General features: G+C 45.5%; 23 protein-coding genes and 1 tRNA gene. 10 read left to right on the forward strand and 14 right to left on the reverse strand.

The window, feature by feature from the left end; translation table 11 throughout:
• The first annotated feature begins 154 nt into the window (after positions 1–154).
• Complete coding sequence (locus tag A1359_RS22735) at positions 155–331, forward strand: hypothetical protein (protein WP_198159301.1); 177 nt, start codon at positions 155–157, stop codon at positions 329–331.
• Between the two features lie 233 nt (positions 332–564).
• Entirely contained in the window at positions 565–894 is a 330-nt protein-coding gene (locus A1359_RS08455; RefSeq protein ID WP_066980943.1) for a DMT family transporter, read from the forward strand.
• Between the two features lie 617 nt (positions 895–1,511).
• On the opposite strand, the gene A1359_RS08460 is transcribed toward A1359_RS08455, so the two are convergent.
• The 6 genes from A1359_RS08460 to A1359_RS08485 all read right to left on the reverse strand — a co-directional run bounded on the left by A1359_RS08460 (position 1,512) and on the right by A1359_RS08485 (position 8,129).
• The gene (locus tag A1359_RS08460; protein ID WP_066980946.1) at positions 1,512–2,438 is read right to left on the reverse strand and encodes a recombination directionality factor; all 927 of its coding nucleotides are present in this window, start codon (positions 2,436–2,438) and stop codon (positions 1,512–1,514) included.
• Positions 2,439–2,556: 118 nt separating this feature from the next.
• Positions 2,557–3,573, reverse strand: a complete 1,017-nt coding sequence (locus A1359_RS08465) for a YqaJ viral recombinase family nuclease (protein WP_066980949.1) — start codon at positions 3,571–3,573, stop codon at positions 2,557–2,559.
• A gap of 150 nt (positions 3,574–3,723) precedes the next feature.
• Positions 3,724–4,230, reverse strand: coding sequence for a RadC family protein (gene radC, locus A1359_RS08470; protein ID WP_232322161.1), 507 nt, complete (start codon positions 4,228–4,230; stop codon positions 3,724–3,726).
• A 201-nt stretch (positions 4,231–4,431) separates the two neighbouring features.
• Positions 4,432–5,400: a DUF932 domain-containing protein gene (locus tag A1359_RS08475; protein ID WP_066980952.1), complete on the reverse strand. Its 969-nt coding sequence runs from the start codon at positions 5,398–5,400 to the stop codon at positions 4,432–4,434.
• Positions 5,401–5,514: 114 nt separating this feature from the next.
• On the reverse strand, positions 5,515–5,871 hold the full coding sequence (locus A1359_RS08480) for a hypothetical protein (RefSeq protein WP_066980956.1): 357 nt from the start codon (positions 5,869–5,871) through the stop codon (positions 5,515–5,517).
• Positions 5,872–6,080: 209 nt separating this feature from the next.
• On the reverse strand, positions 6,081–8,129 hold the full coding sequence (locus tag A1359_RS08485) for a hypothetical protein (protein ID WP_157200508.1): 2,049 nt from the start codon (positions 8,127–8,129) through the stop codon (positions 6,081–6,083).
• Between the two features lie 382 nt (positions 8,130–8,511).
• Between A1359_RS08485 and A1359_RS08490 the strand changes: the two genes are divergently transcribed.
• Positions 8,512–9,567, forward strand: coding sequence for a tyrosine-type recombinase/integrase (locus tag A1359_RS08490; RefSeq protein WP_066980961.1), 1,056 nt, complete (start codon positions 8,512–8,514; stop codon positions 9,565–9,567).
• A gap of 93 nt (positions 9,568–9,660) precedes the next feature.
• On the opposite strand, the gene A1359_RS08495 is transcribed toward A1359_RS08490, so the two are convergent.
• The 4 genes from A1359_RS08495 to A1359_RS08510 all read right to left on the reverse strand — a co-directional run bounded on the left by A1359_RS08495 (position 9,661) and on the right by A1359_RS08510 (position 12,216).
• A tRNA-Lys gene (locus A1359_RS08495) sits at positions 9,661–9,736 on the reverse strand.
• Between the two features lie 127 nt (positions 9,737–9,863).
• A complete protein-coding gene (locus A1359_RS08500) occupies positions 9,864–10,130 on the reverse strand; it encodes an oxidative damage protection protein (protein ID WP_066980964.1) in 267 nt (88 codons plus the stop codon).
• A 1-nt stretch (position 10,131) separates the two neighbouring features.
• Complete coding sequence (gene mutY / locus A1359_RS08505) at positions 10,132–11,181, reverse strand: A/G-specific adenine glycosylase (protein WP_066980966.1); 1,050 nt, start codon at positions 11,179–11,181, stop codon at positions 10,132–10,134.
• A 171-nt stretch (positions 11,182–11,352) separates the two neighbouring features.
• The gene (locus tag A1359_RS08510; protein WP_066980969.1) at positions 11,353–12,216 is read right to left on the reverse strand and encodes a YicC/YloC family endoribonuclease; all 864 of its coding nucleotides are present in this window, start codon (positions 12,214–12,216) and stop codon (positions 11,353–11,355) included.
• A gap of 43 nt (positions 12,217–12,259) precedes the next feature.
• Between A1359_RS08510 and A1359_RS08515 the strand changes: the two genes are divergently transcribed.
• From A1359_RS08515 to A1359_RS08535, 5 genes are all read left to right on the forward strand, one after another.
• Positions 12,260–13,159: a serine/threonine protein kinase gene (locus tag A1359_RS08515; RefSeq protein ID WP_066980972.1), complete on the forward strand. Its 900-nt coding sequence runs from the start codon at positions 12,260–12,262 to the stop codon at positions 13,157–13,159.
• A 95-nt stretch (positions 13,160–13,254) separates the two neighbouring features.
• On the forward strand, positions 13,255–13,998 hold the full coding sequence (rph, locus tag A1359_RS08520) for a ribonuclease PH (RefSeq protein WP_066981322.1): 744 nt from the start codon (positions 13,255–13,257) through the stop codon (positions 13,996–13,998).
• Positions 13,999–14,015: 17 nt separating this feature from the next.
• Positions 14,016–14,603 (forward strand): RdgB/HAM1 family non-canonical purine NTP pyrophosphatase, encoded by a 588-nt coding sequence (rdgB, locus tag A1359_RS08525; RefSeq protein ID WP_066980975.1) that lies wholly within the window; start codon positions 14,016–14,018, stop codon positions 14,601–14,603.
• A complete protein-coding gene (locus tag A1359_RS08530) occupies positions 14,600–15,664 on the forward strand; it encodes a phosphotransferase enzyme family protein (RefSeq protein ID WP_066980978.1) in 1,065 nt (354 codons plus the stop codon). The genes rdgB and A1359_RS08530 overlap by 4 nt, the downstream gene beginning before the upstream one ends.
• Positions 15,665–15,942: 278 nt before the next feature.
• Positions 15,943–16,473 carry a globin family protein gene (locus A1359_RS08535; protein ID WP_083960559.1) on the forward strand — a complete coding sequence of 177 codons (531 nt, stop codon included), beginning with the start codon at positions 15,943–15,945 and terminating at the stop codon, positions 16,471–16,473.
• Positions 16,474–16,564: 91 nt separating this feature from the next.
• On the opposite strand, the gene A1359_RS08540 is transcribed toward A1359_RS08535, so the two are convergent.
• Entirely contained in the window at positions 16,565–17,167 is a 603-nt protein-coding gene (locus A1359_RS08540; protein WP_066980981.1) for a peroxiredoxin, read from the reverse strand.
• Between the two features lie 244 nt (positions 17,168–17,411).
• Between A1359_RS08540 and A1359_RS08545 the strand changes: the two genes are divergently transcribed.
• A complete protein-coding gene (locus A1359_RS08545) occupies positions 17,412–17,924 on the forward strand; it encodes a hypothetical protein (RefSeq protein WP_066980984.1) in 513 nt (170 codons plus the stop codon).
• Positions 17,925–17,990: 66 nt separating this feature from the next.
• Here A1359_RS08545 and nadC read toward each other — a convergent pair whose 3' ends face one another.
• The 3 genes from nadC to A1359_RS08560 form a co-directional block, all read right to left on the reverse strand.
• Positions 17,991–18,830: a carboxylating nicotinate-nucleotide diphosphorylase gene (gene nadC, locus A1359_RS08550; RefSeq protein WP_066980987.1), complete on the reverse strand. Its 840-nt coding sequence runs from the start codon at positions 18,828–18,830 to the stop codon at positions 17,991–17,993.
• A gap of 72 nt (positions 18,831–18,902) precedes the next feature.
• On the reverse strand, positions 18,903–20,381 hold the full coding sequence (locus A1359_RS08555; protein ID WP_066980990.1) for a polysaccharide biosynthesis C-terminal domain-containing protein: 1,479 nt from the start codon (positions 20,379–20,381) through the stop codon (positions 18,903–18,905).
• 197 nt (positions 20,382–20,578) lie between these two features.
• Positions 20,579–21,532, reverse strand: coding sequence for a helix-turn-helix transcriptional regulator (locus A1359_RS08560; RefSeq protein ID WP_066980992.1), 954 nt, complete (start codon positions 21,530–21,532; stop codon positions 20,579–20,581).
• 704 nt (positions 21,533–22,236) lie between these two features.
• Between A1359_RS08560 and A1359_RS08565 the strand changes: the two genes are divergently transcribed.
• On the forward strand, positions 22,237–23,697 hold the full coding sequence (locus tag A1359_RS08565) for a P-loop ATPase, Sll1717 family (RefSeq protein ID WP_066980995.1): 1,461 nt from the start codon (positions 22,237–22,239) through the stop codon (positions 23,695–23,697).
• Positions 23,698–23,751: the final 54 nt, after the last annotated feature.

Here is a 23,751-nt window from a genome sequence, read left to right on the forward strand (position 1 = left end):
ATGTCGCACCAAGCTAACGCGTAGGTTTGGGGTGCTGAACAAGGCAAGATGACGCGCCTGTCGCCGCTACGGCGCTTACCAGGTAGTCCCTGTTCGCAATCAGCAACACCACATTTTTAAATAGAAGCGTTGAAGCGCGTGACTGCGTGACATGATGAACGTGATTGATGATGTTGATCACGTTCAAATTAGAATATTTTATTGCTTTGGTTTATTGTTGCGTATGGCAGGTATCGGAGGTGGTGAATTATCGCTATCGACCCTAAGCGGCCTGATCGGACGGTTTTTTGACTGGCAGCTCAGCTTCTCATTGCAGACCGACACAAGATAGACTGATCGAAGCCGAATAGAATTCCAGAGTTTATTGCTTAGATGCAAGTTGTTTGGAATGATATAGTTTCCTGTATGTTTTTTAGTGTCGTATTTTTCAACACCAACAGGGGTGTTGAATTATAACTTATCTATAAATCGATTATTTAAGCATAAACAACTGGAGTTATACGACAAATGCACTGGATTATTGGACATCTGATGTCGTATACATCACGTTAGACATATGAAATTATGAACTGGCTATATTTAGCTATCGCAATTATGTCGGAAGTCTTTGCCACTTCCGCTCTCAAGGCAGCCGAAGGGTTTACTCGGTTTTGGCCCTCGTTGCTAGTCGTTATTGGCTATGCCTCGGCATTTTATTTTCTTTCACTTACCCTACGCACCATTCCACTCGGTATTGCCTATGCCATTTGGTCTGGTGTCGGTGTTGTGCTCGTTTCAATAGTTGGTTGGTTCATCTATCATCAATCACTGAGCACCGGGGCGCTGGTTGGCATCGCGCTAATAGTTTCGGGCGTGGTAGTTCTAAATCTTTCTTCAACGACAGTGGGGCATTGAGCGTAATGTCTTACATGGCGCTCAACCGGAGCGCGGTTATAATGCGGTTTTGTTTATTCAGCTTGCTGGGCCGCGCCCGGTTAGCTCTACGTTAAGCGACTGCTTTCGGATTTCCTGCTGTCATACGCTAAAATCTTTGAATGTCGCAAATTGGCCGATAGGAGCCGACTAAGAATTGGTTTCAACAAGCAATATGGCAGTGAAAACCACAGGTTTACCAAACAAAAAAAATCACCCTGTTTGATCAGGATGACGGCGCAAAGCCCATGTGTTTAATCACATGGGCTTTGTTTGCTTCGTGTGTTCCTGGCGCTGCCACTCGAAAATAAGGGGATACCCGCCGTAATCATGCATGATGGCAACCGTGCCACAGCGTACTTCTTCAGATCAATTAGCTTAGCCAGTCACTCATCATTTCCCTAACAACAAACTAACTAAAGAAAAAAAATTACCCTGTTTTGGCACCCATCACGGGCCAAAACAGGGTGTTTTTACAGAAATATTTTTCTTTAGTTAGTTACGAATAGGTAGACCACTTAAGGCCTTGGCCTGGTACGTATTTTAAGCGGCCCACTAGCGTTCCGGCATCCCGCTCGATTAAATCTTCTGGGACAACGCTAGGTGGCCTCTACCAAATTCCGCGCTTTAGCCGCCAGTTTCGCGGTCAAGGAATCGGACTCCGGTGCTGTTGCTGTTTCTGTCGTTTGCGAGTGTGGATTGGCTTTAATCGTTCTATCGGCTTCTTCACTTGGGAAAAACTCCTCCACCACCGCAGAGCCATCCTCCTCATTGTCCTCAAACGCGCCATTACTAAAACCCAGTCGTGCCGCTTGATCCAGCGCAGTTTGATCAAACCCGCTGGCCTGCCGTTCCTCATCAAGGCGTTTGGCTTCAGCCAAGGCCTCGTCCATGCTTTGATGACCGCGTAAGGTGATATCGACATAGAAGATCGCCGAACCATGACTTTGCCGGGTAGACTTACCGCGCAGTTTCAGTTCCAACGGCAGGCAGGACAAGCGATTGCCTGACAGCGCTTTAAAGTATTCCAGACGCGCCGCCAGGGTACGGATGCTGTTGAAGCCCGTGGTGCGGAAGATGAAACTGCCTAACGGATCATCATCGCCAATCAGTACGTTTAAACGCCCGTAGGGCTTGCAGGCGCCGCCCTGGGCTAACGGGCAGGCTTCGGGTGCTGGGCAGGGTAAACTGACCAATCCGTCGCTGCTACGGCGCTTACAGCGCTCGCCATCGCCGACGCACAGCGGTCGACCGGTTTTGCGGTCGAACAAACTGTATTCGGCCCGAAAGTTCAAATCTGGTTCGTTAAACAGCAAGCGGATCGGAATACTGCGAATCTTACCCCCTTGCGCTTTGCGCAGGGCGTCATCGAAAGGATGCAGTATCCAGCCATCCCGATTTTGTAACTGGCTGGTCAGGGTAAACTGGTCTTCTTTCATCGGTAAGCGTTTACCGTCTTTTTCGACGACCTTACCGATGGCAATCCGCCCTAATATCGGCGGGGTAATGGCTAAGCCTTTTAACATGGTGCTATCTCCTATTCGACTGATGAAACGGAATGACGATCAAGCGTGTTCATCACGCTTGATCGATGGTTGAAGTTGAATAAAACGTGAACGACTGATCAAGCAGAAACCAGCGTCACTACTGAATCAGAAAACGCCGACTACCGGTTTTGGTGGTGGCATACTGCTGCAGTAGGTCCGGCTGATCCTGCAACAAGCGCTTGCTATCCAGTAGCAGACTGTCCTTGGCCTTCTTCCACGTCACGCTACCGGTCTCGAATAGCGCCTTGCTGGCGTCACCCATGGCCTGCTGCAGAGATTGTTTGAACAAGGCTTCCTGCTGTTCCAGTTCCGCCAAGCTTTGACGGACGTTGACCAGGTCGGAAAAGGTGGCCGACAGCGGTACATCCTGACTGAAATCCAGCGTTTCGCCGCTATCCTGTGGATACAAACACCGCAACGCCAAATCAGCGGATTCCGAACCGTCCGCAGGCGGTGGCGTGTCCGTTTCCACATAGCGCCAGAAAGCGAGTTCCAGTTGGATCAAACGCCCGATTAACCCTTCGTCGCGTTCAATGCGATAAATCTCCAGTTCCTGGCCACCCAATAAAACTGCTACATCCGCTGACTGCTTACCCGTGACCGCCAATTGATGCTGTACCTGCAGTTGTACATACTCTGGTACCCCGTCTCGCCAAAGCTTCGCCCCATTGATGCCAGCGGTCTTGCATTCCAGAATCTGCACCTCGTCGCAACCGATGACTTCCCGGTCGATATTGGCCAACATCCAGAACAGACCGGGATGCGGATGTTGCAGCACGGCATTAATACGCCGGACTTTATTACCGGTACGCCGCGTGTAATGCGCCGCCACAATCGGCTCTAACAGGTTGCCCCAGTAGGTGGGACTCTCTTCATCGTGCGGATCGATCTTCGGCAGATTGTCATCCCGCCCGGTTTTCTCTAGCCACAGTTCCAGCTGGGATTTATACGGATTTAAACCCACAGCTGCTGCGGCATCCGAACTACCAATGCCGCGTTTTCTGACTTCTAGCCAGTCTTCGCGGGGTAAATCTTTCGTGCCGACCAAGCGCAAGGCTGGACGGGGTTTGCTTGCAGCAGAGGATGCTGCGGGGTCTAACGCAGGTTGAGTCATCATAATCTCCAAAAATCGTGAACAATTGAAAGGCGTGAATTCAAGCCATAAGCGTTTAAGCCAAGCGAGGAATCCAGGGATCGAAAGGGAAAAAAGAGAGTAATTGGCCGGTGTTTCGGTGCGGTCAGAAGCAGAAGAGAATCTGCCTGCTCACACAGCGCCCAATTCCGCCAACGAAGTGACCTCATCACCGCCGACCACAAAGTGGTCCAGCACCCGGATATCGACCAAGGTCAAGGCCTCTTTCAACTTCTGGGTAATCGCCCGGTCACATTGACTGGGCTCTGCCGTACCGGACGGATGGTTATGCGCAAAGATCAGGGCAGCCGCATTCAACTGCAAGGCTCGCTTCACCACTTCACGCGGATACACTGAAGCCGAAGCCAAGGTGCCGCTAAACAATTGCTCAAACGCCAGGATGCGATGCTGATTGTCCAGAAACAGCCCCCAAAAAGTTTCGTGTTCAAACCCCGCCAGTTGTGCCGGTAAATAGCTGGCCACCGCTAACGGGTCAGTCATCGCGCGGCCACGGGCAAACTTACGCCGGATCAAGCGATTGGCCATGGCGACAATCTCCTCGGCATTCACGGGCCTATGAGTTTGATAGTGTCCGGCGGTTTCGGTGGCCATAAAGCCTAAAGGTGAAACAGGTTGCATAAAAAGTCTCCTGACTGACTCAGGTCAGTCATGCAGTACAAAAGGAAAATGAAAAGTGAACCGCGACAAAGCGTATTGACGCCGAACAAGCGACAGCCATAGGCACAGACACAAAAACGCCCGGTCAGCCACAAGCTGACCAGGCGTTATGTGGTGTGGCTAAATGTGTGCGGGTTTTAAGGTTATAAAAAGAGAAACGCTTTACGCCGCGAGTTGCAGTGCGGCATCCAAAGCCCGCTGTTTGATTGTCGCCCCTTGGCCGAACCACGCCGAATCCATGCGACTTTCGCTGCTGCGTGCCCGTTTTTCGTGGTCGACGTATTCGGTCACCGCATTCAACAAACCCCAGGCCGTGCCTTTGGCTGCTTCCAGTTCGGCACCGTGGCCTTGACCGTCATACAAGCCTTGTACTTTCTTCAAGGCTCGCTCATTGCTGAGTGCTGCGGGTTCAGTCTGCCCGGCAGGTACATCGCACAATACCCGTAAAAAGTAATTCATCGCTTCATGCGATTTCACTTTACGTTCTGACAAGGTACGCATCCGGTACATAAAGGCATCCCATTGCGATACCGCCACACCCAATTGCTGCTTGACGGCTTGGGCATCGAATCGGGTACTATGCGGCACCTTGATCGCTTGAGTGGCGCCATTCACTGCGACGGTCAAGGTGTTATTGCACACCACCCGGATCGTGGTCGGTGTGGCCGTTGTCGCTAAGGTGCCGTCGCAAGACGTGGCCAATAATAAATAGCCGTGTACCACATCGTTGCCCTTCAAAGCAGTCGACTGCCCTGTTTTAGCTAAAGCCCAGAACTTCTTACCGCCTTTTAATACCCCAGCGGTTTCCAGCTCATAGCCCGCCATCTCGGTCAGATCGCGATAAAACTCCAACACCTCGCGCGGTTGCACGACTTGATAACGTTGCGAAACCACGGATAAGGCTTGCTTGTTATCCGAACGGTACAAGACCTTTTGTTCCGGAAACGAATGGATGCTACCCAAATGACCGACTTGATCAGCCATGAAGCGCACCTCGGATTCTTGAATTTTCCAGTCCATACCGGCTTGTTGTGCCCAGACTTCCAAAGGTTGCTTGGGCGCTAAGACATGACCTAAACCATGCCAGGGGATTTCCCCGACATAAGCCATTTGTTCGACTAAATGTGCCATTGTTAAACTCCTTAAGATCAAAACAGCAAAAAGCCCGTGCGCGATTCACGCGACACGGGCTTGAAAGGAAAACCTGTAAACTGACTATCAATAACCCATTGAAACGCTAAGCCATCAGATAGCGGGATCACTACTACCCCTGCTAAAGCTAATCCCACAGGACTGGCAGTTGTAGTTATCCAGTACTCGTTGATCGACGACTTCACCCAACTTGGCACCGGTAATGCCACCCGTAGCCGCACCGATCAAGCCGCCGAAAATAGCCCCAGCAAGACCGCCTAAGGCGCTGCCAGCCGGACCCGCTACCAAGCCAACGGTGACACCAAACTCGGCGCCTGAGGCGGCGCCTGTCATAGCTCCAGCGATGCCGCTGGCAGCACCACCGACCGTACCGACCACAGCACCGATTTTTTTACCTTGATCTAACGTAATGACCTGATCGGATTTACAAAGCGGACATTGAATACTCATAAAGAAACCTCCAGAAGAAAAACCACACGCAGCCGACCACCTCATCCAGTGGATGCTAGATATGGGAGCTGCAGTGGCCGAACGATAAGAAAGCTGATTGCTTAAATAATCAGCGTTTTGATTTGAAACGTTTGAGCGCTAATGAAGCGCGGGTAACAGAAAAGTACCCGAAAGTAGTTCTCATAGAGAATATATGTGACTGAGGTTTTTTAAGAACGGGATGAAGCCGGAGGATTGATTGCTTCGGATAACAAACCGAACAGTTTAGAGTCATCTCTAAGTTTAATGATGTTTGGTGAGTTAAAGTTTCCTATGGTACAGAACTCTGCAATTTCGCGGAAAGTGATGCCGCTGAAAATATCCTTCGCTGTGTATTGGTGTAACGTAATGATATTTTTGTTAATCGGGTATCTAGCACCTCTAACACTCATGAGCTGAAGAATGATATGCCTTATCCTTGACTCTGGGGATTCTGATGAGTTGTCTTGATTTTCATATAATGCGTAAATATCAGCAACCAGAGACTCTAGTTTTTTGAATGGGTTATATATGTAAGGCTCGACCCCTTCAAATCTACAATAACTAGCAACATTGAATCGCCTGATTTCAGTAGAAATCATTGCTAAATAAATTCTTTTTGATAGGTACTTTGGGTATTTTGTTTCTTTTTCATATTTGTTTGTTTTTTTCTGACTGCTCTGGTTTTGGTTGTTTTCTATTTTTTTTGCATCCTCGCAATCGATAAGACAAACATCACGCTCCCGATCAGCATTGATGATCATGTTTATTTCGCTATTTAGGTGTGGATAACTGATTCTATCGTTAGTCAATAATTTGAGTATTATTAAAAGCTTGGCAGCGTTAACTTGAGTTTCACCCGCTGTAATTTTTGAGCACTTTTGAAGTGTTAATTTTAGTAGGTTTATTGCCTCAGTTAAGTCATTTCCCCCAAGCTTACTCAGGCCAAGGTAGTAAAAATACTCATGCTCATACGCTGAATAAAATTTATGATGCCTAATGTTAAAAAATATTTCATTAATTTCGTCTTCATTTAACCTGTCTTCGGGCGTTGAGAAAATATCATCAAGTTCTGACAATAGACTGATAATGTCTTCATGATCATGGTCAGTTGCCTCCATTTCGATAGGTAATCTACAGCGAAACATGCCTATGTCACATTTTTCTGTTTCAATCTTCTCTAAGAGATTGAAATTTATATGGGTAGTGGTTCTCAAAAAAGCGTCGAATACGGAATAAATGTAAGTTCTGTGTTCATCTCTACATTTTTTAATGTCTTTATACTCTGAATAGGTTGAGTTAGGTGTGTTTGACTCAATCCCGAATGGGTTTGCTTGTTTGGATTTAGTCAATAAAAATTCGTACTGATAAAGTTCAAGATGGCTAGCCAGAAAATCATCAAACATTAAGATGGGATCAAAGTCCACTGTGGCGAGCATATCGAACGTCGATAGGCATTTTTTGAAGTATTCGACCAATTCTAGTGCAGTAGACTCATCCCCAAAGTAAGAAATTAGTTTTTCATATACGTTTCCTGAGATTATGGTTGCGTGAAAGAGATAATTGATTTCATCTAGGTTAATTTCACACTGTTTGATGCTTCGAAGTTCATTTAGGATTGTTTGTTTTGTTTTGTAGCTCGGAATAACGGTTTTATCGAATCCATGAAAATATTGAAATAAAGCCGAAAGTTTGTTCGTTTCTAATAGGCTGTTTTTTTTAACCATTTTTTCAATTTCTTTTAGAGCTTTTCTAAGTCTCTCAGTAGGACGTAAAATTTTATTGGACTCAGGATAGGGTAACATGAAATTGGTATTTTTCAGGCAGCTAGGGATATTAAACTCTCTACTGAAAATACTGATGAGACAGGCGATATGAGGTATGTAATAGTAAACGAGAAGCGCCCACATTCCCCGTTTATTACTCGCTATTGTATAGTAGTTGTGGCAGATTAAAAACCTAACTTGGCTTTCGGATATTTTGATCCAATATTCTATAAACTCCTCTTTTTCCTTGTCATTTTCTGCAAACAACTTAAGTACTTCTTTGAAATAAAAATTAGTGAAATATCCCCCCTGTTCAATAAAATCTCTAAGTTCTTTGATTCTTATTTTAGTAGTTTTTTCCATTTCCTCCGAATATGGCAATCCTAAATAGCAAGCTACTTCCAAGAAGCAATCTAGATAACTGGGTATTCGGATCATTGCTGCTGATGAGTTCGATTTTTGTTGCTTACTCATTTTAAATGATGTCAACCAATAAAAAACTTTAATTTTAAGTTTTTTGACCGTTTCCAACCCGTACGGAAGAGAGTCTGTATATCAAAAAAATCATTGAGTATAAAGTCAGTTCCGATCGAAGCGCATAGAGACAGATCAGTGCGACGGCAAATTAATAATTTATTCGGAGAAATGACATGATTCTACCCCGTTTTATAAGGCAACGTGATGCACCTGCTTATCTGGGTCTGAGCACACCAGTTTTCAATACATTAGTTCGACCATTCGTGCCTGAGTTTAAAGCAGGTAGATCGGTCTTGTTTGATAGGCTTGACTTGGATGAATGGGCTGATATATTCAAAGCCGCGAACGGGCAGCCGGAAAAGCCACAGGAGAAATCAACATGGCAAAATCAACCCCCGGCCTTAGAAAGAAAGGTAACATCTGGCACATCGACAAAACCGTCGCAGGCGTCAAGCTTCGCGAAAGCAGTGGCGAAACGGAGCTCGAAGCCGCAGAACGATACTTAGCAAAGCGGATACAAGAGATCCGGAGTGAAGTGGTTTATGGTGAACGTCGAGAAAGAACATTTGATGAGGCTGCTGGTCGCTTCATTGAGGAAAATGGGCATAAACGATCTTTGGATCGCGATATAGATACGCTGAAGGCAGTGATGCCGTATATCGGTCAAATCGCGTTGCAGAAAATTCATTCGGCTTCTCTGGATCAGTATATTCGAGATAGAAAGGCCGCTAAAATTTCTGCGGGAACACTGAACCGGGACATGGCCATCATTCGTAGAGTTTTAAAGCTCTGTGTGGTTATGTGGCGTGATGAACAAGGCAGGCCTTGGTTGGATAGTGCGCCGCTTCTGCCAACCGTGCAAGGGGAAAAGCGAAAGGCTCACCCCCTAACGGTTGTTGAGCAGGAAAGACTGATCGTTGGAATGCCAGGCTATTTGGCGGACATGGCTCTATTTGCACTACATACCGGCCTGAGAGATCAGGAAATATGTGGTTTGAAATGGGAGCACGAAGCCAAGATTTCAGGTACTCAAGAGTCAGTGTTTATTGTCACGGAAGAGCGTGCAAAGAATGGCCATGAACGCATCGTGCCGCTGAATGCTGTTGCACGATCGATTGTGGATCGTTATCGGGATCAATCAGCGTTTGTATTTCATCTGAAAGGTAACCGATTAGAGAGGATGAACAACAGGGCTTGGCGAAAAGCGCGCAAAGCAGCCAATCTGGCTGATGTTCGTGTGCATGATTTAAGGCACACGTTCGGTATGCGTTTACGCGCAGGGGGTGTGAGCTTTGAAGATCGCCAGGACTTGTTGGGGCACCATGCGGGGCATATCACCACGCAATACAGCAAAGCGGAAATCGCTCGACTGATTGAGTGTGTTGAATTGCTTTGTGGCGATAGGCACGGAACAGAGCTTACACTGATCCGGTAAGTCAAATCGTCAAAAAATCGGAAATGAAAAATGACAGGCATAAAAAAACCAGCTGCCCGCTAAAGCTAACTGGTTGATTTATAAAGCGTTTGATGGTGGGTCGTGTGCGATTCGAACGCACGACCATCGCATTAAAAGTGCGGTGCTCTACCGGCTGAGCTAACGACCCCTCAGTTGAATTAGCATTATATATGATTTTTTCAAAAAGGCAACAATATATTATGGTGCCGTTAGAAAATAAGGACTTATTTTGGTTTTAAAGTTATAAATTATCGGTGTTTGAGGGTTCAATTAGCCTATTTTGGCTTATAACCTTCGGGCATTTCGAAGCCACCTGCAAATAGGAATTTTTCGCGCTCAGTTTCTAAGATTTTTTTTGCAGCGGGATCAAAGCTGGCTAGGCGTTGTTCGTTGATAATCATGGTTTGCATGGCCAACCAGTCTTTCCACGCTTGTTTGGATACATGATCAAAAATTCGTTGTCCATTTACACCTGGAAACGGTGGTGTTTCCAGGCCTTCAGCTTCCACTCCTAGTTTTACGCATTTAACCATTCTAGTCATATTAATCCTCTGTGTGATGTTGTTGCAGCAGATGTTTGATGGGTGCCGGCAACCCTAATAATTTTATTTCGCTAGTTTTATACCAGACTGCACGATCCGCTTCCATCACATAGTTTATAGGGTTTTGCGTGGTGGCTATTAGTGGTGTGTAATCCAGATGAAAATGTGAAAAGCTGTGACGCTGGGAAGGAAATGTATTTATCTGGTTCAGCAAGTAGCCATGTTGCAGGCACCAATCTTTTAGCTGCTGCTGGTCGGTAAATTCTGGCAGACTCCATAATCCGCCCCAGATACCTGATGGAGGGCGTCTTTCTAGCAGAATTCGTTGTTGATCATCCTGCAGCAGTAGTAAATATAGTTGTTTAACCGGCAAGGCTTTGCGCTCTTTTGGCGTCGGTAATTGGTTTATCAAGCCAAGTTCTCTGGCTTGACAGTTGCTGGCTATGGGACAGCTTTCGCACTTTGGTTTGCTGCGGGTACACAAGGTGGCACCCAAATCCATTATGGCTTGGGTATAGTCGCCGTTGCGCTTTTGCGGTGTGTATTGTGTGCTGATTGTCCAAAGCTGGGAGGCTGTTTTGCTCTCACCCGGCCAGCCGTGAATAGCATGGAAGCGTGCGAATACCCGCTTTACATTGCCGTCCAGTATTGGTTGGCTTTGGCCGCATGCAATGCTGAGAATGGCGCCTGCTGTAGAGCGGCCTATGCCTGGCAGGTCGGTGAGTTCGGTTAGCGTTTGTGGGAATTCGCCGCCATGATCAGTAATGATATGTGCCGTCTTATACAGGTTTCGGGCGCGGGCGTAATAACCCAGGCCAGCCCAATGCTGTAAAACCTCATCAAGATCTGCTGCAGCCAGTGCTTGTACGGTAGGAAAACGAGTGATGAAACGATTGAAGTAAGCGATAACGCTGGTCACTTGTGTTTGTTGTAACATCACTTCAGACAGCCAGACTCTATAAGGAGTGATATCCTGCTGCCAGGGTAAATCTTTGCGGCCGTGTTCGTCGAACCAGGTTAAAAGTTGTTGTTGGAGTTGTTCTGGGGACAAGGGAATCAGGCGATTGATGAAATGTTTTTAAGGGAAGGGCGTACTTGGAACTTTTCTCTATCAACGGCACATCCTCTGCCAATGAGGATGTAGGGGAGAAAAACCTCGGATTACGCGGTCTATTATGACTGTCCGTTTATTTGAATGTATTGTCTGACGCAGCCTGAAACATCACTCAATATTCTGGATCTGCTCACGCATTTGTTCGATGAGTACTTTCAGGTCTATCGATATTTGGGTCATTTCACGGTCCGCTGATTTTGAACCAAGGGTATTGGCTTCGCGGTTCATTTCCTGCATTAAAAAATCCAGGCGGCGACCAATAGGTTCAGGTTGATTAAGGGCGCGCAATACTTCTGCAATGTGAGTCTGCAAGCGATCAAGTTCCTCTGTCACATCGAGTTTCTGCGCGATCAAAACCAGCTCTTGTTCCAGGCGATCAAAATTAGGTTCGGCAACTAATTCGTTGACTCGGGAAATCAGTTTGGTTCGCAGATTGTTTAATACTTCCGGCATACGACTATTCGCCAATTGCACCAGTTGTGCGATTTTTTCACAGCGATCCATTAGGAGTGATGCCAATTGTGCGCCTTCGCGTGCACGGGTATCCAGCATCTTATTCAGGGTGTCGTTTAATAAGTGAGTGATTTTTTTTTGTAATTGCTCTTTATCGGTTTCCGCTTCTTGTTGTACGCCGGGAAACATCAGTACATCCAAGGCAGAAAATCCTTGCGGGTTGTTCATGCGTTTTTCTATTTCTGCGGTTGCTGTCAGCAGTTTTTCTAGCGTTTCAGTATGGATAGTCAGGCTTTGACTGCCGGGCTGTTTCTTGTAACTCAAAGTGCACTCAATTTTGCCTCGTTTGAGTTTGCCGGCAATTAAGTGTCGCACATCCGATTCAACAAAGCGTAGGCGTTCGGGTAGTTTGACGCTGACATCACTGTAACGATGATTGACCGACCGCAGTTCGCAGAGAATAGTCAGGTTGTCGAGGTTAATTTCGCCATCGGCAAACGCAGTCATGCTTCTTATCATTTTTCACCTATAATCGGACGACAGCCCGCGAATCGCAAATAAAATGGCCGAATATTACGACCCGGAAACTTACCCGCAGCAATGGAACTACTTGCAGTCGGGTACTATTATAGATCACTACATGATCGAACGGGAGCTTGCGCACGGCGGTTTTAGTTCGGTCTATCTGGCCAGGCAATTGGAAGATCAGGTTCAGGTCGCGATTAAAGAATACCTGCCGAGAAAGTTAGCACATCGCACCTGGAATAATATTGTCGTTTCCAATGGTGAGGAAAGCCGCGCCATGTTCATGCGAGGACGAGCCTTGTTTTTTGAGGAAGCCAAAGTTCTAGCGACTTTAAAGCACCCCAATATTGTCGAGGTGATCAGTTTTTTTCAGGCGAATGAGACAGTGTACATGGTGATGACTTATGATTACGGCATCACTTTGGATAGGATGCTGCACAAAAAAATATTGCCTATCACTGAGTCTTTTTTGCTGAGCGTATTTAGTTTGTTGTTAAACGGGATCGCGGTAATCCATCAACATCAATGGGTGCATTTGGATATAAAGCCCGCTAATATTTTGATTCGTGCAGATAATGACCCTTTGCTGTTAGATTTTGGCGCCATCCGCAAATTTCCCGATCGATCTAGTCGTCAAGGTACCAAAGTACTGACCAACGGTTTTTCTCCGATCGAACAATACGATACCCATGGCCAACTTGGGCCCTGGTCCGATATTTACGCCGTGGGAGCCAGCATGCGTGCCTGTCTGGACTTAAAAGTGCCGCCTAACTCAACCGATCGTGTCAAGCAAAACAACCTGCCGCTAGCGGTGAAAGCTTACAAGCGTAAATTCCCCGAATATCTGCTAAAAGCTATCGACTGGGCGATGGAAATCTTTCCGGAAGATCGACCTCAGAGCGTAGCCGAGCTGGCACAAGCGCTAAAAAATCCTTAACAAGCCACTGCTTAATAGCATTACATCAGTCTGAGTTAGTTCAAAATTCGCTGGGTAAAGCCAGTATAATGCGTCAATTTTTCTACGAGATCATCATGAGACCAAGCGGACGCAATCCGAATCAGCTGCGCGATATTCGTTTTACCTGTCATTACACCAAACATGCTGAAGGTTCTGTGTTGGTGGAGTTCGGCGACACCCGTGTACTTTGCACTGCCAGTGTCGAGAACAAAGTGCCACGTTTTTTGAAAGGCAAGGGTGAGGGCTGGGTTACGGCTGAATACGGTATGCTGCCGCGTTCTACTCATAGTCGGATGGACAGAGAAGCTGGGCGTGGTAAGCAAGGTGGGCGCACCCTGGAGATTCAGCGTTTGATTGGACGCTCGCTGCGTGCTGCGCTGGATATGAAAGCGTTGGGTGAGCATACCATTACACTTGATTGCGATGTGATTCAGGCGGATGGTGGCACTCGTACGGCATCAATTACAGGTGGTTTTGTGGCATTGTCGATTGCGATCGAGCATTTGCTAAAAACCAAACGTATCAAAAAAAATCCGCTACATGGCCAAATTGCATCCGTTTCTGTAGGTATTTTTGGTGGCGTTCCTGTGCTAGATCTGGATTACGCAGAAGATAGTCAAGCTGAAACCGATATGAATGTGGTAATGAATGAAGCTGGACATTTTGTCGAAGTGCAAGGTACTGCCGAAGGGCATGCTTTTAGAAAAGACGAGCTAAACGCTATGCTGGAATTGGCAGAATATGGCATTAAGCAGTTATTGGAAAAGCAGCAACAAGCCCTGCAAGAGGCAAATAGTTTTGATCAAAGCAAAAGCTGAATTTGTAGGTTAATTTTATGACAAACATTGTTTTAGCCAGTGGCAATATCGGCAAAATCCGAGAGATTCAAGCCATATTACAAAACGATAAGATCCTGCCGCAATCGCAATTCAACGTGGTAGAGCCGGAAGAAACCGGCTCTACCTTTGTCGAGAATGCCATTATCAAAGCCAGAAATGCGGCAAAATATTGCAATTTACCGGCAATTGCTGACGACTCTGGATTGGTGGTCGATGCTTTGGGAGGCGCACCGGGGGTGTTTTCTGCCCGCTATGCTGGTACTGGCGCCTCCGATCAGGCCAATTTGGATAAATTGCTGATTGATATGCAAGGCATACCTATGGAGCAGCGTAGTGCGCGCTTTATTTGCCTGATGGTTTACCTGCGCCACGCCAATGATCCGACGCCTATCATCGCTCAAGGTGTCTGGGAAGGTCGTATCCTGATGCAAGCAATGGGGAGCAACGGTTTTGGGTACGACCCGGTATTCTGGCTATCTGATTATCAATGCTCTTCCGCACAATTGGCGCCCGAGGTTAAAAACAGCTTAAGTCATCGTGGTCAAGCCTTGCGCATACTCAGTCAACAACTCGCTGGTCGTTGAACGCTACATTAGCTCATGTTGCCGGACAATTCGTCGCCGGCCAAGCCCTGCAGGCCATTACGCCGCTTGGTAATGGGCTGATTAACGATACCTTTCTGGTTAAAGCTGCTGCGGACAGTTTTGTGTTGCAGCGCATCAATCCCCATGTATTTCCAGATCCACAACAAGTGATGCACAACCTGGATCAGTTGGGACAGCACATCCAGCAAAAGTCAGCTGGTGTTGTGCAATTAAAGATACCAGCGATTATCCCTACCTTGGGAGGTCAGCCGTTTTTTCGGGATGAAAATCGGCAGGCTTGGCGTGCATTACAATTGATTAGCCCGGCTGAAAGTCGTGAGCGCATCCAAAATGTCGATGAAGCGGCGCAAATTGGGTTTGCTTTGGCCCATTTTCATCGCCTCTGCAGCGATTTGTCGCCTAATTTATTGTACGACACGCTGCCGGGTTTTCACATCACGCCCGATTATTATCATCAATATCAGCTATTACTGGAAAAGCCGTTACTGGTGAGCATCGACAGCGCATTTCGCCAATGCCAGGCTTATATTGAGGCTCATTTTGCAAAGATCGATGTGCTTGAACAGGCCAGGCAAAATGGCCAATTGCGTGAGCGGGTGATACATGGCGACCCTAAACTCAATAATTTTTTATTTAGGCCAGACACTGATCGGGTAATCAGCTTGATTGATCTGGATACCGTCAAGCCGGGCTTGGTGCATTACGACATAGGCGATTGTTTGCGCTCGTGTTGCCATGATAAAAAAAACAACCATTTTGATCTGGAACGCTGCCAACTTATTTTGAAAAGCTATCTGCAAGAGGCGGGGAGTTTTTTCAATGCCAATGATTACGACTATCTGTATCATGCAATCTGGCTGATCCCTTTTGAATTGGGTTTGCGATTTTTTAACGATTATCTGGCCGGAAATGTTTATTTCAAAGTTTGTGAACCGCAGCAAAACCTTAAGCGTACTTTGGCACAATTCGCTTTATGCGGCAGCATCCATCAACAACAACAGGCATTGCTTGCCAGCATTAAGCGTTTACAGCAGCTATAACTATGTTTGCGCCTGAAACCCAGTAAAACACTGTTAGATTTGACAAAACGACATCTGCAGGAACATTATCAAACATCCTAGTAAGCTGATTTCAACGTAGAGTTTACGAAAAACACGAAGAGCAGTCGCTGTTTACAGATTAATCTCTGTGGTTTTTGCTGCCGAATTTAGAATGACCAAAAGCACTCAATAAGGCGATTTTCTGCAAAATAAGATTGAAAGTCTAGATTAAATGTAATCGCTCCCGAACAATAATTAGAAATTATGGAGATAGCATCATGATGGCCATACATTCCACATCTTCACTGTCCGTTTCAATTCCAAGTATAGACTCGGTGTTACTGAATAAAATCATCGATGGCTGCTTCGAAAAGGCGCGGGATGATTATCGAGTCAACCGATTTTTTAACAACAATTCTTTATCAGAGCAAACCAAGCCACTGAAAGACTTTGTAAAGCTGGTGCTTAACGGTGCTAAAGGTGAAGCGCTGACAGAGGCGTTGGAGGCATACTTTACCGCTGCATTTGCCAGAAGCAACGCTAAGCCTAGCCTGGTTACCGGTAACGATTTTGTGTTCTTGCTAGATGTGGTGGGTGGTCGCGATCTGCAGGTCATAACGCCGCTTTGCCCATGTCACCACTTTTTACTGAAACTGGAGCCGAACGACGATAACTATGATGTGATGATGGAGCATTTGCAGGCAACACTGAATGAATTAAGCCTTGATAAGCCGTTGGCAGATCAAATTTTAGCCTTTGCAGAAAGTGGCCGAGAAAGTGCGCTGGGCAGGCAAGAGCCTGTAAGCTAGCGAGTCAATCATTATGTGGTTTGGACAATAGTCTCAATAAAAAAGGCGCACTGTAAACACAGTGCGCCTTTTTAGTCAGATCAGCAAAAGATTACAATTTATCGGCATTTTTGCTCAGATACTCTGCAACGCCTGCTGGGCTGGCATTCATACCGGAGTCTCCTTTATTCCAGCCGGCAGGGCAGACTTCGCCATGCTCTTCGTGGAATTGCAGGGCGTCTATCATGCGCAGCATTTCGTCGATGTTGCGACCCAGAGGCAGGTCGTTAACCACTTGGTGGCGAACCATACCGTTTTTGTCGATCAAAAAGCTGCCACGGAAGGCAACACCAATTGAAGACTCGACATCATAGTCCTGGCAAATGCTATGTGTGATGTCGGCAGCCAAAGTGTAGCGGACTGCGCCGATACCGCCTTGATTAACAGGGGTGTTACGCCAGGCGTTGTGGGTGAAATGTGAGTCAATCGAGACACCAATCACTTCTACGCCACGGCTTTTGAATTCGTCGATACGGTGATCGAAGGCAATCAATTCGCTTGGGCAGACGAAGGTGAAATCCAGTGGATAAAAGAAAATCACAGCATATTTGCCGCGAGTTGCTCCGGAAAAACTGAATGAATCCACAATCTGACCATCGCCCAAAACTGCTGGTACTGTAAAATCGGGTGCTTGCTTGCCTACTAAAACGCTCATTGCTTTTACTCCAAAGTTATTTATAAAACAGAAGGTTATGAGTGTATCTGCGCCTATTTAATAAGGGCTGATTATTATTCTACACTAAATTTGTCGTGAATCCTCTAGCATTCCTGGTAAATTTTACTTGCGCAACTGATAAATTCACGTTAATTTGTAGTCCAACGCTTACATGACTAACGGACGGTGTTGGACTTGACCAGGATTATCTTGTGGGCTTTTGTTAAATATAGGTTGATGACAGATGGCAAAAGTTAAACATGTTACAGAACCCGATTCATTTGGTTTTCAGGTTCGCATTGTTAGGCGAGGCAAAGAGAGCAGTCGCTATTTTTCACATAAATTATGGGGCAGCAAAGTTAAGTCTTTGAAAGCCGCTATTACTTGGCGCGATCAAATGTTGGTGGCGTTAAAAGGCAGCAGAACGCGTTTTTTAAAGCCGCCTAAAAACAAAACCACCACCGGTGTAACTGGTGTGTCCAGGACTATCAAGTTTGATCATCGTAAAGATAAAAGTTATCTGTGTTATACGGTGTTTTGGGTTAAGGATGGTAAGTCGCGTAATAAAACCTTCCAGGTTGGCAATGTGCAGACAGTTACCGCAGACGATGAATTGCATGCGTTTCGTACAGCAAGGCTTTTTCGTAGTTGTTATGAGGAGGCTATTGACCACGACGCTAACTTTGACGATAGCAAATTTGCTAACTGGAAAAAATTACGACTTTACGAGAACGAAAATCTTAACGTCGTTACCTGATTTTAGCTCGGTTAAGAGTTAATCGCTGAACAAGGGGCAAGGCGCTCTACCTTGCCCCCTGTTAAATCAATCGGCGGCATTTTTCAGGTCTATGCGCATGGATAAGTCAATTGCCTGTATGTTTTTAGTCAAGGCGCCTATCGAGATGTAATCGATGCCGGTTTCGGCAATTGCGCGTAGGGTTTCCAGGCTAATATTACCTGAAGCTTCCAGCTCGACTTCGCCTTGGTTCATATTTACCGCCTGCTTAAGATCGGTCATAGAGAAATTGTCCAGCATGATGCGATCTGGTCTAGCGGCTAAGGCTTGTTCAAATTCGCTTAAAGACTCAACTTCGATTTCTACTAAAAGATCAGTCAATTCTCTCGCTCTACTGATGGCTAAACCGATGGAGCCGGCGGCCATGATGTGATTTTCCTTAATCAAAACCGCATCGAACAAGCCTATACGATGATTGACACAGCCTCCGCATTTGACAGCATATTTTTGTGCCAATCTTAATCCTGGCAGCGTTTTGCGGGTATCCAGAATTTTACAATCCGTGCCGATCAGGGCATTAGCGTATTGGCGGGCGGTTGTGGCTGTAGCCGATAGTGTTTGTAACAGGTTTAATGCAGTTCGTTCCCCGCTTAGTATGGCTCTGGCGGACCCGTAAAGTTGGCAGAGCAAAGTGTCGGCTGGGACATCGTCGCCTTCTTGGCAAAACCACTCTATGATGATGTCTTGGTTCAATTGTTGAAAAACCGCATCAAACCAGGCACGGCCACATAGCACCATAGGTTCACGTGTTAGTACGCGAGCTGATGCTTGAGTGGTTTCTGGAATGATAGATGCCGTAATGTCGCCGCTGCCCATGTCTTCGGCAAGATAAGCGGCAATGTCTTCAGGGTTGGGTTGGGAGGTCATTAGTATGAAAGAAAAACATTAAACACAAAAATATTATAAACCAAGCCGGATGCGGCCATTGGCCACAAACCTTTATCTACTAGTCCGTCGTAAAAGTGGACGCAAATCGAACACAGCCACTGCCAGCATATATAGCAATAACCCCAAGGTTCCGCTGAGCCAAACATTCCATTGATAGTTTTGTAATAGATACTGATTTCCAAAATACAGCGCTAATCCCAGGCCGATGTAGGCGAATATTTTACCCAATGGGTAGCTGACAGGGTAATAACGCTGCCCCAGTAACCAGGATAAAACGACCATAAATCCATAACAGGCCAAAGTTGCCCAGGCCGAACCGACATAGCCCCATAACGGTATCCAGTATATGTTCAAGACTACCGTAATAGCAGCACCCGCTAGAGATACCCAGGCGCCGAGCCCTGTGCGATCGCTTAGTTTGTACCAAACGGATAAATTGACATAGATGCCCAAGCAAAGGTTGGCGAGTAATAAAATCGGAACCACGCTTAACCCGGCACGAAACTCTTCGCCGATGAAATACTTAAACAAATCAATGTACAACATTACCAGCAAGAAAATGAACACGCCAGCGATCACAAAATACTGCATGACCAGTGCATAGGCGCGTTTGGCATCGGCGCGACCGGCATAGGAAAAGAAAAACGGCTCACCGGCATAACGAAATGCCTGTACGAATAAGCTCATCAATATGGATAATTTGTAGCAGGCACCGTAAATGCCCAGCATTTTCATGTTAGTGGGCAAATCGTAAGGCAGCATGACTTTTAAAATAGCTCTATCCAGCATTTCGTTGGTCATGCCGGCAAAACCAATAATCACCATTGGCAGCGAATACCGCCACATCGGTCCCAGGATAGTCAGATTAAGCTCTAGCGACACGGCTCGAAACTGTGGCAGCAATAATAGTAACTTGCAGACGCTAGCGGCAAGATTAGATAAAAAGATGTAACCGACGCCCAAGTTAGGATCATAAATATCCGCGATAATCGAATCGGGATATAACGCCATTAGTTTTGGGCAAAGCAGCAGGAAAAACAGATTTAAAGCAATGGTGATAAAAATCTCTGTCAAGCGGATACCGGCAAAACGCCAAGCTTGATTTTCTGCACGTAAGCGAGCGAAAGGCAGGGCAGTCATTGCGTCAAGGGCCAGAATACAGGCAAACCACAACAGGTATTCAGGGTGATCGGGGTAATGCAATGCTGCGGCTAAAGGCTGTTGCCAATAAAAAATTGCTGCTACAAACAGCAGATTAATTAGCATTAAAAAGCTTAGCCCACTGCTGTAAACAGCCTCGGTGGCATACTCAGGCTTTTGCCGAAAGCGGAAATAGCCTGTTTCCAAGCCAAATATTAAAAGTACCGCAAAAAAGCCGGCATAAGCATAAAATTCAGATACCACGCCATATTCGCCGGCACTAAAAGTGTAAGTGTAAAGTGGTACTAGCAAATAATTCAAAAAGCGGCCGACAATGCTACTCAGACCATAAATTGCAGTTTGGGATATAAGTTGACGTAACGAATTCAAGCGTGTGGCTTCCTGAGAAAGGGCGACGGGACAAATCGGGTCCCACGTACAAAAGCCTGCTATTTTAGTCTGAATTGACCGATTTCTTTCGCTTCCACGAAAAGTTATCCGTTAAAGATGATAATTCTAGAAGAATCATTTCACCACCGGGTTCACTAAGAACCCGTGAGAAGTCTTGCCACTGACTAATGTCCGTCTTAGCTTTCCCGGGAAATATGCTTGGGCGAAACGCCGTAATACTTTATGAAGGCCGCGCTGAAATTGCTTGCGTGTTGGTAGCCGACGGCCTCGGCCACAATATTGACCGGGCAACGACTGGATGCCAGTAGCTGGTAGGCCTTTTCCATTCTGATGTCTAGTAACATGCCGTATGGGGTAGTGTTAAAACAGCGGTGGAATAGTTTTTTTAACTTGAACTGATTGGTGCCAACTCGCTTGCTAAGCATTTCTACGCTGGGTGGGTTTTTAAATTCTGCAGATAGAATCGCCCGCGCCCATTCGGTAATCCGTTTATCGGTTTGTGTGAGTTGCCCGGATGGCTGTCTGTCTTCTCCCAGTAAGTGCTCTAACTCGCAGGCTAATATTGTCATTACTTGGCCGCGTCTAAACAATGCTTGAGCTTTCACCGCCACAGTATGGTTTAACAAGCTATGTGCGGCAATCACACTTACTGTTGAACTTGGCTGATAACTAATGACCTGCAGGTTAGTGTGTTTAAAAAACGCTGAGAAAGCACCTTCTCCGAAATGTCGCTCCAACCAGGTTTGGGTCATCGAAAATCGCAATTGGCTCACGGCCTGATTGCTTTGATACTGCCTAATGCCATCGCTGGCATTGATGGTGGTGATTGTGCTGTGACCGAACTTGAAGTTGATCTGGTTGCCCTGGCTAGCATTGAAGATGGAATGCCCCGTCAAGCTCAGCGTTAAAACCATACGCGGCGCTGGTTCGGTCATTCGGCTAATTACCGCTAGATTCCGGTTAGGACTGAAATGGGTTTCTATTAAACTTAAATCGGGCTCAATTTTGAAAAGTTTTGAATGGCAGCGGCCTACCGTATTAGGCAAGGTTTGGATTTGACTATTGTCTTCTGGCAAAACATGCCACGGTAATTCATCGTTGTTGATACGCCATACGGCTGAATTCTGCATTTCGCGACCCCCGTTTACGAAATAAACGTTGTGTCATGCAAAAAACGCTCCGAAAATAAAATGTCGTAGAGTTTTGAGGTGACGTAGCGGATTACTGGCGATGCATAAATAAAACTAGGTTATTTGACATTGATTTTTGAATTGCAGACTGTGATATGCCGCAGTGAGTTTGTGCCATGCGTTTTCAACCCCAAATCCGCCACTTGTTCCGATACGATTACGCCAGTAGTGAATGGCTGGTTTTGGAAGTGGCGAATTGTCGCAATCGACCCTAACCCGCCATACATCTATCTCCAAAGCGGCCGCATGCCCAAGTATCGATTTTAGGATTTCGCTTCTACGAAGCAGCCTTTCGTGGTCTCACACAATCGGCCACAAGCCGCCAGACGAAACAAAAGTGCCAATGGCAAATGTCCTCACCAAAGCAGGCGTAGGGTGTAGTGAGTTTACGAACCGCACCAATCGCGAACGATGCGGTGCACGTTGTTTACCACATCCTACGGCCCTTACTGCATGCGAATTCCGATTTAAAAACTTCCACCGATTCCGTTACAAACCCGGCCAGATTTTGAACACCTGGGTATCGGCCATTTGCAGACATAAATATTGCCTATGATTTACAATAATAAGAAATGTATAAGTGAGTCTCTTCACTTCTGATCACTTTATATCAATATACCAACTTAATTTAAGCAAGATAATTTATGGTTTTTATAGATTTAAAAGATAAAAAACTCTTTGGCAACGAAGCTGGGGAGGATGAAGACATTGATGTACTAAATTCATATTATATAGATCATGAGGATTTTAATGATTTTTTTAATAAAAATGAGCGATTAAGCATTGTTAGCGCACGAAAGGGAATGGGAAAATCTGCACTCTTATCTAGATTGGAATATAAGCTAAAAAAAGAAGCAGATTATATGTCGCCTATTATAGTTCGAGCAAAAGGAAATGATTTGCTTGGACTAGGAGATTTTGCTGACAAGGATCAGGCTTATTTAGAAAATTATTGGAAGCAAATAATTTGTAAAAAGATAATCCTTGAAATTGGCTCTAAGATTGGATTTGCGTTCACTAGCGATGAAATTTCTATTATTGAAATAGCAGAGCTTGAAGGGATGAAAAGCAAAAATATTATTGGTGGATTAATTTCAAGGATTAAAGGAAAAATTCCTTTGATTGAGGCTGAGCCCAAAAGCTCAATCCCAAACAATCTGGAGTCGCTTTTGAACAACTACTTAAGCAATAACTCAGACTCAAAAGTTTGGTTACTAATTGATGATATTGATGCAAAATTTCAAAACAATGAAAAATATCAAGCTAGAGTTGGGTCATTTTTTAGTGCAATTAGAGCTTTAGCATTTGATTTTGGCAATTTAAATATTAGAGCGACAGTCAGAAGCGATGTTTGGTCTTGTCTAAGGCACATGGAGGATCTTGATAAGCTGGAACAATATATTATTCACATTTTTTGGTCAAAACGGCACATGAGAGACATTTTGGCAAAAAAAATTCTTGCCTATGTTAACAGGACATATCCTGACTCGTATCAAGCCAAATTCACAATAAAAAGCGACTACAACAAATTACTTGACTTGGTATTTTCATCCCCAATTAACTGGAGGGGAAATCCTGATGTTAAGCTTTTTGAGGCAATCAGCGCGTTCTCAAATAGACGGCCAAGATGGATGTCCCAGTTATGCAGAATGGCGGCATCAAAAGCAAAGCAGAAACCCACTACCCAAAAGATTGCTTTGGAGCATATAACTTACATTCTTGAAGAATTTGGTAAAAACCGAAGAGATGATCTTATCAAAGAGCATAACCATCAGTTTGATGAGTTAGAGTTGTTAATTGATGCTTTTAGGGCGGCAGATAAAGAATTTAAGTATTCAGATATAGAGAATATTCTTGAAGAAAGCTTTATTAGAGGCCGCTCAAAAGAAGAAATTCCTCCTGTAGATGGCTCTAAATACTGCAAGCCAGAAGATTTAGGAAACTTTATGTATAAGCTCGGATTAATATCTCGTGTCCATGATGACGGAAAAACATTTACACATTTTTCTGATGATCCTGACTTATATCGCTCTAACGAGAATAGGATTGATAATATCATTTGGTCAATCCACCCTTCATACAGGACATTTTTAAACATTAAGTAGAATAAAATCAAACGCAACTTGGAGAGACTTAAATGTAATCTTGATGTTCTATGA

Source organism: Methylomonas lenta (assembly GCF_001644015.1).
Taxonomy (GTDB): domain Bacteria; phylum Pseudomonadota; class Gammaproteobacteria; order Methylococcales; family Methylomonadaceae; genus Methylomonas; species Methylomonas lenta.